The sequence below is a fragment of the Helicobacter pylori genome, from assembly GCF_900120335.1.
GTDB lineage: Bacteria > Campylobacterota > Campylobacteria > Campylobacterales > Helicobacteraceae > Helicobacter > Helicobacter pylori_BU.
In genome coordinates this window covers 711,992-724,104 of sequence record NZ_LT635477.1, presented here as the reverse complement: position 1 = coordinate 724,104, position 12,113 = coordinate 711,992, and the positions used below count along the sequence as shown (strand labels likewise).

Annotated in this window: 6 protein-coding genes and 1 pseudogene; all 7 read right to left on the bottom strand. The window is 38.5% G+C overall.

The genetic code is table 11. The annotated features are described in order from the left end of the window. Nucleotides 1-149: 149 nt before the first annotated feature. Nucleotides 150-1,322, bottom strand: a complete 1,173-nt coding sequence (locus CS889_RS03515) for a pyridoxal phosphate-dependent aminotransferase (protein ID WP_089086858.1) — start codon at nt 1,320-1,322, stop codon at nt 150-152. Nucleotides 1,323-1,481: 159 nt separating this feature from the next. After that, the gene (locus CS889_RS03510) at nt 1,482-2,294 is read right to left on the bottom strand and encodes an outer membrane protein (RefSeq protein ID WP_089086857.1); all 813 of its coding nucleotides are present in this window, start codon (nt 2,292-2,294) and stop codon (nt 1,482-1,484) included. A gap of 121 nt (nt 2,295-2,415) precedes the next feature. Beyond that, nucleotides 2,416-3,801 carry a HEPN domain-containing protein gene (locus tag CS889_RS03505; RefSeq protein ID WP_089086856.1) on the bottom strand — a complete coding sequence of 462 codons (1,386 nt, stop codon included), beginning with the start codon at nt 3,799-3,801 and terminating at the stop codon, nt 2,416-2,418. Continuing rightward, a pseudogene (locus CS889_RS03500) lies at nt 3,798-8,641 on the bottom strand (type ISP restriction/modification enzyme). Before CS889_RS03500 ends, CS889_RS03505 begins: the two are co-directional and overlap by 4 nt. Nucleotides 8,642-8,903: 262 nt before the next feature. Next, complete coding sequence (locus tag CS889_RS03495; protein WP_089086855.1) at nt 8,904-10,205, bottom strand: (Fe-S)-binding protein; 1,302 nt, start codon at nt 10,203-10,205, stop codon at nt 8,904-8,906. Continuing rightward, entirely contained in the window at nt 10,202-11,575 is a 1,374-nt protein-coding gene (hemN, locus tag CS889_RS03490) for an oxygen-independent coproporphyrinogen III oxidase (protein ID WP_089086854.1), read from the bottom strand. Before hemN ends, CS889_RS03495 begins: the two co-directional genes overlap by 4 nt. After that, nucleotides 11,575-12,090, bottom strand: coding sequence for a DUF2603 domain-containing protein (locus CS889_RS03485; protein ID WP_000413462.1), 516 nt, complete (start codon nt 12,088-12,090; stop codon nt 11,575-11,577). Before CS889_RS03485 ends, hemN begins: the two co-directional genes overlap by 1 nt. Nucleotides 12,091-12,113: the final 23 nt, after the last annotated feature.

The window sequence follows — 12,113 nt, the reverse complement described above, 5'->3', positions numbered from 1 at the left end:
CTATAAATCTATTTTAGTTATGAAAACTGCACTTTTCAAACTTTTAAATCAAACCGTTATACCACGCTATGCCGCTAAACTACAATACAAAATCCCAAAATAAAATCCTAAACAAGATTAAGTCCCCCTTTTTTTAAATACCAATTTTTTTACCCCTTTGATTTGACAAAGCGAGCGATGCGTTCAATCCCCTTTTCAATCTGTTCTTCTGAACATGCAAAAGACAAACGGACATAGCCTTCCAATCCAAAAGCCTTTCCAGGCACTAACGCCACGCCTTCTTTTTCTAACAACTCATGGCAAAATCGCATTGAATCCCCCCCACAAAGACTGCCAATATTAATAAACAGATAAAACGCCCCATCAGGTTTTAAAGCGTTTAGCCCTTCAATCGCATTGATTTTTTCGTGGGCTAAATGACAGCGTTTTTCAAAAGCCTGACGCATCGTTTCAATTTCTTTATCCACCAACCCTTCAAGCGCCACAATAGAAGCCATTTGCGTGATAGAATTGATATTGGAAGTGCATTGGCTTTGCAAGTTGTTCATCAATTTGACTAATTTTTTATCCTTGCTCGCCGCATAGCCCATACGCCAACCTGTCATCGCCACTGACTTGCTCAAGCCATTAATGGTAATGGTGCGTTTTTTCATCTCTTCGCTCACTGCCGCGCAAGAAACAAACTCCCCTTTAAAAACAAGCTTTTCATAAATTTCATCGCTAAGCACCCAAACTTTGGTCTCTTTTAAAACTTCGCCCAAAGCCTCTAATTCCGCCTTACTATAAAGCATGCCGGTAGGGTTTGATGGGGTGGTGAGAATGAGCATTTTTGTTTTGGGGCTTAAGGCGTCTTTAAGCTGTTTGGGAGTGATTTTAAAATGGCTTTTTTCATCGGTTTGAATGAATTGACTCACTCCTCCGCTGTATTTCACAAGCTCAGGGTAAGTTACCCAAAAAGGCACAGGGATAACCACCTCATCGCCCTCTTCTATTAAAGCTTGAATCGCATTGAACAAGCTTTGCTTAGCGCCATTGCTCACTAGAATTTCACTCGGTTCATAATCCAAGTTGTTTTCTTTTTTCAATTTAAAAGCGATCGCTTTGAGTAATTCAGGGATACCAGCCACTGGAGTGTATTTTGTAAAGCCGTCATTTAGGGCTTTTATAGCCGCATCTTTAATTGCTTGTGGGGTGTCAAAATCAGGCTCACCCGCTGAAAAACTCAAAATATCTTTTCCTTGCGATTTTAATTCTTTAGCGAGCGTGCTGATAGCGATCGTTGCGGATTCTGAAAGGGATTGGACTTTAGAAGAATAGGACATGCTTAATCCTTATTAAATTTTTGGATTATCATAACATGATCAAAAAGATTTTAATTCTAATTTTCAAAAAACTTTTAAAAATGTTTCAAAAGAAAGCGGTAGTCTATGGAGAAAACTCTAATTGAAAAACTTCAATTAGAGAAAAACAAGCGTTTTAAATCAGAAATTGTAACGATACCCTACATAAAGGCTGTATTGACGGCGGTAAGTGAAGCTCAAATTCCCATGGTTAAAGTAATAAACATTGATAGTAGGAATCTTCACGCCAAAGTCAAATTCTTGATGCCGACCAATATGGGTGCGAATCCCTAAATTAAAAAGGAACTGGAAAATCGCCGGATCAAGGCTATAAGAGGTGTGCTTATAAGGGCTTTTAGTTTCCAAAAAGGCCCCTGTCGTATTACCCCAAGAGTTACCCGCAATTTGAGCCCCAAAAAAGAACCCAAAACTCGCGTCTTCTTTATTAATGACATTGTATAAAGTGTCAATACCCACACCATAAGTGAACATGTCAGACAGATTGCCCATAGTCCCTACTTTGGTCGCACATGGCTCATTGAGTTTGCACACCCCACCATTATCTGATGTCAAAGCGTTCGCTCCAAACACGGCATGCCCATAATCCATAAAGCCGTAATAACGGGCACCAAACCATCTCTTCTGTCCGAAAAACTGCTTATAACCCACAGTAAGCCCTAAGCCTTGCATAACGGCCAGATAGTCGGTTTTACCCACAGGGAACTTAGGATAGTTAAATTCACTGCTCTTTGGGGGGTTTTTAACGCTTTGTGAAGCCTGACCGACTTGATAGCTGATCCCCAAATACCAAGCGTTTTTCTCGCCTTTCACTGCTTTATAGTCTTTTGGCTTTTCCAATTGCTTTTGCACTTCTGTGCTACCTTCTGTTGCCACAAGACTATTACCTAACACTACCGATAAACAGAGCGTTTTAAACACTACAAACTTTTTCATACAACATTTTTCCTTCTAAAAGTCTACATTTCGTATAATAATAACATAATAATCTATAAAAAACCTAAATTCTTAAGAAAAACACCCCTAAAACTTAAAATTTTAAATTTTCTAGGGGGTTTTAGCGGTTTGGCTCTGCGATTTTTTCTGTTTTTGGGGGGTTTCTTAATTTAACTTTGTTAAGAAAACCAAAATTGTTTGTAATAAAATCGCTCAATTCTATCTTACCAAAGAAATATTCAATGACAATTTGCTTGAAATCCATAAAAACATGGCTAATATCTGTAGCTTTGTTTGTATCAAGCTTTAAATCATCTCCGTGTGCTAGATTGTTGCGGCAGTCAACAATCTGTTGGATTAGATCTTCTTGACATTTATCATTAAAATAATTTTTTGTTTGATCGCATTTTGTCCTAGATAATGAAATTTTAAAAAATTCAGAGAGTTTTTTACAGAGTTTTGTTCCTTGTGGTTTCTTTAAAAAACTTTCAATAAAACTTTCAATAAAACTTTCAATCATGCTAATCAATACAAACATGTCCAAATACAAGTGAATAATTGGATCTTTTTTATTGATAATATCTAAAATACTTGCAAGTTGAAAACCTCCATTATCTTTAATATTGTCTTTAATATAAAAATAAATCCATTTTTCAAGTATTACAGAGAAGGTGTCTATCTGTTGGAAATTTATAGCAATCCCATAAGGATCTATCTCTATGGACTTTTTGTCTTTTTTGTAAGTGTTTCTTATTGCTGTAATGTTTTTATTAGAAAGTTTGAATTGGATATAGTCAATTTGGATGTCAAACTTAGAATGAGCATAAATCAAAACAAAGAAATTTTTAATCGCTTCAGCAATAAGCGCTAATTCTTCAAGGGTTTCAAAAATCATATCACATTCCAAAAACAAATCAAATTGATAAGTTAATAAACGATTCTGTCTTTTAGGAACCAAATTAGATTTTGCTTTTATCTTGTCTTTTTCATATTTTTGGGACAAAAAATCATTTTGAATATAAAATGATTGTAAAATAAAATCCTTATTTTTATCCCCATGATAACTTTCACACCCACTTTCATCTACTTTAAACAATGCATCAGGTAGCAAATGCTTCTTGGTCGTAAAAAAGCTTTCTAAATAGTTTGTTCTGCAATTAAAACGATCGCCCATAATTTTTTCTGGATCGATCCAATCATCAAACAGCCATTCATAATAGAGCGTGATTGGTGCAGAATACCCTAAAGCATGACCTAAAACAATGCGATCATAAAGCTTGTAAAGAGTGTATCTTTTTGTGTTATCCACAATATAGAGCGTTTGGTATTGCAAAGAGTGGATCTCTTTAATTTCTCCTAAAACCACAAAAGAAAAAGAAATTTTGTTTTCCTGATACGAAAACACTCCTGGAATGTATTGCTCATTTTGTGGATTAGTTTGTGGATTTTTTAAGAAAGCAAGACATTGCCTTTCAAAATATTCCACACTCCCAAGCGATGTGATCACTCAAACCTCTTCTCGCTGATCTTTTCAATCAAATCCACGCTTTTTACCGAAAGGGTGATGACCCTACAAAGGAGTTCAAAAACGTATTGGCCGCCGGCGTAATCGTTCGGGTTGTTTTCAATCAAGCTGTCTTTATCTTTAGTGATTGAATAGCGTTCGATCACCCAGTCAATCGCGCTTTTGCCATTAATTACATAGTCAAAGGCTTTTTTAGGGATTTGAGTGATGGTGATATGGTCGTTATAAATGATACTATCCCCTTTTTTATCCTTTTTCATTTGAACCACATCATAATAGCCCTCCACTTCGGCGTTCTCTAGTAGGTTATGTTTAACGCTATCGTGCATTTCCCCGCTCTCATAGTTCAGGTGCAACTCGGCTAATTCTTTGCCAAGCATAGAGAGTTCTTTAAAGTCTTCGCTCAAAGCGATTCGCGGCGCTTCTTTGGTGAGGGAATTTTTGTATTTTTCCAAATAGCCTTTATGGTGGAAAATCGCATAAATGTAGTAAAAAATCTCTTCTTCAACGATAGAGTCATCTTTATAATGCCTCCTGAAGAGGTTGAGCGCATAGCCGCTGATAGCGTTATAGCGGTTCCCCAGATCGTCGTAATAATACAAGGGGTAAGCGTTAGCATCGCCTATAAAATGCGTATCAGGGATAGCGTCCCCTATAAGTGAACAAAAATTTCTTGTGGTTGTATTAATCACCACATTGCGCGCGCTTTTGTCCGGGAAAATTTTGGGCAATTGAGATTGTTCTTCATTCCAAGTTTTATCCCAATAAAGCCATTGTTTGTTAAAAGGGCGATACAAGGCTAACCTTACGCGCTCCATGCCGCTTTCTGGCAGGTTTTCATTTTTAATAAATCCTTTTTTCAAACTACGAGTCCAAGCGATTTTCGTTTTATCGGTGGTGATTTCTCTATCGTTTAGGTGCTTGTAGCGATCGGCTGGTTTGATACCTTTATCTTTAGCCGTGCGTTGTTTGAAGGCTTCCCTGAAACGCTCATTGAAGCGCTTCAAATCAGCGTTATAAGTGTCAATGCAGTTTTGCACCGATTGCTTTAAAGTTTTTTGCGAAAAGTTATACACCCAAGGATCACGACCGCTTACCACCCCATTAGAATTGAGATCAAAAATAGTATTGAATATTTTTGATTTTTTGTCTCTTTTCAAAGGGATGAGCTTTTCAAAATCGTCATTCCTTTGGTTGATCCAATCGCCTTTATTATTCGGGGTGATTTCCTTAAAAGGCACCGAATCCAGATTTTCAAAACCCGCAAGCAAATTGAGTTTGGCTTCTCTTTTCAAATAGTCTTCCACTTCATAGTAATGAATGGCGCTGTTTTGAACGCTCTCATCTTTCACAAAGAAGACGATCGCTACCGTCGCCCTCGATCCGCTATCAAAGATTTTCCCTCCCTCTTTTCTTGACACTTCCCCTGAAGTCCGCTGATTCCCCCTCAAATTCAGCGCATAAAGGTGCGAAAATTCTTGCACCACGCATTTCCTGAACCCGTCCGCGCTTTTAGAGTCAATAAAACCCCCGTTCACCACAAAGCCTATCACCCCCCTATCTTTAACAACATCGCTCGCCTGCGTATGCTGTGGATGAGCGTGTCTCGTGTGGTTTGCCCCACACTTCTAGATGTGGAATTTTCGCCGTATTTTTCATAAACTAATCTTTCAAGCTTAGGGTGTGAGAGGTTTTGGTTGTTATCGTTTTCGCTTTTAGCGCCACTTGAATAAGGCGGGTTGCCGATGATGACTCTAATGTTTTGCTCAGTTACAGTGTTTTTGATTTCTTGGTTTTCTTTCAAATCTTCAAAGCCAGGGATTACCCCCTTATCGTTTTTCTCTTCTAAATAATCCAAGCTGTCCGTGAGCGCGATGTTTTTGAAATTTTTTAACGAGCTGTCCCTATTTTGCGCGGCTTGGGTGATATTGATTAAAGCGATATAATAAGATAAAAGCACGATGTCAAAAGCGAACAAACCTTTTTGAAATTTCTCTTTCAAGGCTTCATCGCTAATGAGATTATTTTCTTTGGAAAGCAACCGAGCGATAAAACTCCCGGTGCCCGTGAAGGGGTCAAAAATCGTGATGTTTTGATCGTTAAAATCCGTGTTGAAATGCTTTTTCAAAATGCCGTTAGTGGCCCTTAAAATGAAATCCACCACCTCTATAGGCGTATAAACGATCCCTAGTTTTTCGCTTTGCTTTCTAAAGGCTTCTTTAAAGAAAGTGTTGTAGAGGTTTTTAATGAGTTCTTGTTGGGTTTTTTGGCTTTTGGCGCGCGCCGCTTCGGTTTTCACGCTTTCATAGAGGTTTTTAAGATCTTTAGTTTCCCCTTCTAGCCCTAGATCGGAGAGTTTTAAAACCATTTTATCCAAGGCTTTTGCGATAGGGTTTTGGATATTGTCCCCAAAAATCGCATCAAAAATGGGCTTAGTGATGATGTGAGAAATGATCATGTCCAAGGCTTCCTCTTCTTTGATGCTTTGATGGATATTGCCTCTTAACGAAGTTAAAAAGTTGTCAAAAATTTCAGGGTTTTTGCCAAAAAGCTCTTTCAGGCGGTTATTCAAGGTTCTTGCGATATTGCCCGTTTTTTTAGCGAAATTTTCCCAATAATTCCTGTCCCCTAATTTAGTGGGCATGACGTTATACACGGCGTTCGCTAGATCTTGCAGCAAGATAGCGTCAAAAAGGGTTTTTTGAGCTTCTTTGGGATCGGATTGCTCGGTTTTATCTTTTTTTAACTCTTCCTCATCGTCTGGATTGCTTGCGTCATCGCTTCCAAAAATTTTGATTTTTTCTCTGAAAGTGGCTTCATCAACGAGGCTTGAATCATGGCTTCTTAAGGCTTTTAGCACTTTCCAAATGTTTTGGAAATTGGTGTTTTTGACGGCTTCATCTAGGTTTTTGATTTCACTCTCTTTTAAAGCGATAGGCAAAATGATATAGCCTCTTTTCTTGTTTTTGGCTTTTCGCATCACCCTACCCACCGCTTGGATAATATCCACCATCGCGCTTCTGCCATCAAAAAAGATAACGCTATCAAGCGCTGGGACATCCACCCCTTCGCTCAAACACCTGGCGTTGCTCAAAACCTTACAAGTGTTAGGTTCGAATTGGTTCAAGTTTTCTAATTTGTCAAGCCTCTCCTTACAATTCATGGTGCCATCAACATGATCGATTTTGATTTGTAGGTTTTTAAAACTCTTTTTCTTCAGCTCTTCATCATAGCATTCCATGATCGTTTCAAAGGAGTCTTTGATATTTTTACTCGTTTGTATGCTTTTACAAAAGCTTATGGCTCTTTGAGAAACAAAGGTGTCGGCTTTGTTTCTCAAGTCGTTGTCTTCTTTGTTTTCATCGTCTAAAGCGATCACATCCTGCTTGGCTAGCCCTTTATGCGTGCCAACGATCTTACACACAAATTCGTTATTGATGAGCTTTTTATCCAATTTAGTGCCTTTGGCTTCAAGCTGGCTGATTTTCTTATTCACGCTGTTAGTAACGCCGCTTAAATTTTCTGAACGCACCGCTAAAATGATGACTTTATAATCGGTTAAGAGATCTAAAGCGATCGCTCTTTCAAAATTGAGCGTATAAATTTCTTCGCCAAAAGTCTGCGCATCATCCATGGAATAGATAACGTTATCTTTCTCTTTGGCTTTAGCTTTAGAACTTTCGCTATAAATTTTAGGCGTGGCGGTCATATACAGGCGTTTTTTGGCTTTGATATTTTCATCGCTGTGGCAAAGCGTGAAAGCGTTTTTATCGTCCCTTTCATTCGTAGAATACATAGCCCCTACCGTTCTGTGGGCTTCATCGCAAATGATGAGATCGATTCCATTCAAACCCGCTTCTTGCGCTTCTTTAATACGCAACGCGCTTTGATAAGTTGAAAAGATAATGAAGCGCTTGTTTTCTTTTTGCGCTTTTTCATAAGTGCTTAAAATATCTTCCAAGCGAGTGGAGGCCTTTATAGGGAGCTCAGAAAATTTAATATCATCATTGTCTTCGTTCTTGCTCTTATTTTTCTTACTTTGCCCGGTTTTATCATCGCTGCACACGATAGAAGCGTAAAAGGGATCGCTTTTTTCTTGCGCGTATTCTCTAAAAGTTTGAGAAAGCAAAGCGATGCTTGGCGCTAGAAAAAGCGTGATCTTGGGATCTAAAGCTTCCATGATTTTTAAAGAAGTGTAGGTTTTGCCGGTCCCGCATGCCATAATGAGCTTGCCTCTAGCGTTTTTAGGGTCAGAAAAATACTCTTTAGTCTTTTCAATCGCTTCTGTTTGGTGAGGGCGCGGCCTTTTCTTATCGCATAAGGGGATTTCGTCTTCGGTTTTTGTGGGATCAAACTTTTCCCAATCAATGCGAGAATAAATGAAATCCTCTTCAGTGATTTCATCAATGTCAATCCCCATTCCTGTGCTTCTGATTTGCTCAATTGCTTTAAGGGCTTCAGAGGTTAAATTAGAAGTGGAGATGATGATCCCTTTTTTAAACTTGACACTCCCTACCCCGCTTAGCAATTGGGTTAAAAAAGGTGAAATGTCGTTATACGAGACGCTGTTTTGATGGAATTTGCATTGCACGGCGATGTATTCTTTTGAAGTCGTTTGAATGACTATATCAATCCCCTTATCGCGCTCCTTCCCCCTTAATTCCCAATCATACCAAAGATCAATAGACTCGTATTCGTTAGCGCTGTCATGCTCTTGTAAAAATTGCTTAGAAATTTTTTCAAACAAGCTCCCTTTATGGCGAAGGTTAGGTATGGCGTGCAGTTTTTGTTTGATGAGTTCGTAGGCGCTGATTTCTTGCATTTTTCATTCCTTATAGTGGCGTTAAAGTTCTGTATTATATAAAAAATAGGATTTTAATTAACTTGCTTTATCGTTTTAGATTTTATTTTATTGTAAAACTCTTAAGGGGATAGGGGGGTATTTTGAAATAATTCCCCCCTACAACCCCCTTTAACAACCCCCTAACCCAAGAAGACCGCTTTTTTCAATAAGCTATCGCTTGCTTTTCGCAAGCTCTTTGATATTTTAATTGTTAAAAATGCCTTTAAGCGCTTTTTAACCTCTATTCAGCGCTTTTTAAAGCTTTAGCGATGAGTTCTAAAGGGTGTGAAAAAGAGGGGGTGTTAGGGTCATCTAAAGACTTTAAGGCGTTGTTTAATTGCATGTGGCATGCCCCGCATTCTGCGCTCAAAATTCTAGCTTGAGTGTTTATGATTTCTTTAGCCCTAAGAAGCCCCACTTTTAAAGAAAACCCCGCCTTTTCGGTTTGCATCGTAATCCCCCCAAAACCGCAGCAATTGTCCGGTATTTCTTTAATTTCATAATGCGGATTGAGCAAGCTTCGCACTTCTTTGTGAGCGTTTAGGGTTTTTTTGGCATGGCAAGGGTTATGATAAGTGATAGTCTCTTTTTTCCCCTTAGGGATTTTTTCTAAAAGACTTTTTAAAGGGGTGTGTTTCTCTAAAAACACGCTCGCCAGATAGATTTTAGGCGTGATCTTTTCCAAGCGCTTCACATACAAATCCTTATCTGTTTCGCCTAAAAACACCTTGTAATAATCATTAATAAGCATGCTAGCGCATGTGGCTTCAGGCACAATGATCGCATCCACTTCATCTAAATAGCTTTCAAACCATTCTATGTTTTTTTTCACTAAAAAAAGCGTGGTGTCTTTATCGCCGGTAAAATACGCAGGGGCTGAGCAGCATTCTTGCTTAGGGATGATCGCTTGAATGTTGAGTTTTTCTAAAATATACAACAAGCTTTCCCCCACTTGCTGGTAATGGTAATTGCTCAAGCACCCTATAAAAATCGCCACTTTTTGAATGGGTTTTTCTAAAGGCTTTATTCCTGCATGCTTTTGTAAAAAACTTCTTTGATTTAAGGGAGGCAGAGCGCTTTTGTTGAAGCGTTTGAACAAGCCTTTAAACACCACCCTAGGCTCTAAACTATCCCCCACTTGCTTGAAAACGCAAGGGGCTAAAAAATGCGCTACCGAAAACACCCTATCCATTTTTTTGCGGTTTTTTAAAAGGGAAAAATAGGATTTTTTATACCAAGCGATGCCATGCTTTTGAGCGATTTTTTCTCTGGCTTTTTCTATTAAGGTGTCTATGGGCAAATGAAAGGGGCAGGTTTCAACGCAAGCGGTGCATAAAAAACAAGTTTCTAAAAGGTGTTTTAAATTTGCGTCTAATTGGAGCTTGTTTTGAGCGTTTAGGCGCATCAAATCTAAAAAGCCCCTAGGCGAAGTCGCCTCGTCTTTATGAATGCGGTATATGGTGCAACCTGGCACGCATTTAGCGCACTTAACGCAAGCGTCCCCTACTTCTTCAAAAATATTTTCATTAACATTTTCATTCATAGCGTTTTACTGAAATGTTTTTCGCCCCCACGCAAATACGCGTCAAACTCCATGGCCATGTTTCTTACGAGCATGCCCCCTGTTCTTGTCATCTCAAAGCCTTTAGGGTTGAAAGAAAGCAAGCCCGCTTCTTCATAAGGCTTTAATTTTTCTAATTCTTTTTTAAAATGCGCTTTAAAATCAATAGAAAATTTTTCTTCGATCTTAGAGTAATCCAATTTTAAATTGCTCATCATCTGCATGATCACTTCTTTTCTTAAAACATCTTCTTGACTGAGCGATACACCCCTTTCTACCGGTAAATGCCCCAAATCAAGGGCTTTTTCATAATGGTGCAAATCCTTATAATTTTGCGTGTAATAATCGCTCCCTTCGCCAATGCTCGTAACGCCAATGCCAATGGTTTGGGTGAATTTTTTCGTGGTATAGCCTTGAAAATTACGGCGCAATTCCGCTTTTTGAAGGGCTAAATACAATTCATTATCGCTTTTAGCGAAATGATCCATGCCTATCATTTGGTAGTTGGCTTTTTCTAAAAAACTAATGAGAGCTTCTAAAATCTCTAGTTTGTCTCTAGGGCTTGGCAATAAGGTTTCATCAATTTTACGCATCGTTTTTTTCACCCAAGGCACATGCGCGTAATTGAACACCGCTAATCGGTCCGGATCCAGTTTCAAAACCCATTCCAAAGTTTTTAAAAAACCCCCTTTAGTCTGATTGGGTAAGCCATAAATCAAATCAAAATTAATGGATTTGATGCCGTAATCTCTGGCGAGTTTCACGGATTCTTGAACCATTTCAAAAGGCTGGATCCGGTGAATGGCTTTTTGGACTTCCAAATCAAAATCCTGAACCCCAAAACTCAAGCGGTTAAACCCCCTATCAAACAAGGTTTGCATGTGTTCTTTAGTGAAATGCCTAGGATCAATCTCACAACTCATTTCAATATCTTGACTGAAATTGGGGAAAACTTCTTGAATGCTTTGCGTGATCTCATCTAATTGAATGGGCGAAAAAAAGGTCGGCGTGCCACCGCCATAGTGGAATTGCGCCACTTCTCGGTTGGTGTCCATCGTGTTTTTTAAAAGGGCGAGTTCTTTTTTAAGGTAACTGATATAGCGGACTTTTTTCTCTTCTAAGCTAGTATAAATGACTGAACAAGCGCAAAAATAACACGCGCTCCTGCAAAAAGGCAAATGCGTATAAAGCGATAAAGGCATGGGGTTTTTGAGGTTGTCATGGTTAAAAAATGCTGTTTTCAAGCTCTCTTCATTAAAATTTTCGTTAAACTCCACCGCTGTGGGGTAGCTGGTGTATCGTGGCCCGGGCTTGGAATATTGTGAAAATTTTTCAAAATCAATGGTTTGCATTAAAAATTTTCCTCATCGCTATTGTCAAAATTTTCAAAATTATTCTCATTAAAAGGGGGTTGTTTGAACATATTGTCAAAATTAAAAAATAAATTAGGGTGTTCTTTTTTGATTTGTTTGACAAAGTTTAAGGTGTTGATATTGGGCAAATTCCCGTCTTTTTGGCGTAAATTTTCCAATAGTTGCAAGGAAACTTCGCGCACGTCTTCAAAATCAATCGGTGCTTGGGTGATAATATCCCTTTCTAATTCCGCCCTAAGCCTGGCTTCAAAAGCCTTTCGGGCGTTTTCTGCCAAAAGAGAGATCACATTGTCCGGCACTAAAACGTAATTTTTATCTTCTTCATCAGAAATAAAGTAGGCTTCATTTTTTTTAAACGCCCCTTTTTCTAACTCTAAAAGCATTTCATTAGCGCTGATTTTTTTGAGAAAGGCTCTGTTTTTTTGGGTGGTTAGGCTATGGATAAGTTTTTGTGATTTGGTTTTAGAAACTCGTTTTTTAGGTAATTTTTCCACTTTATATCCTTTTTAAGCTGATT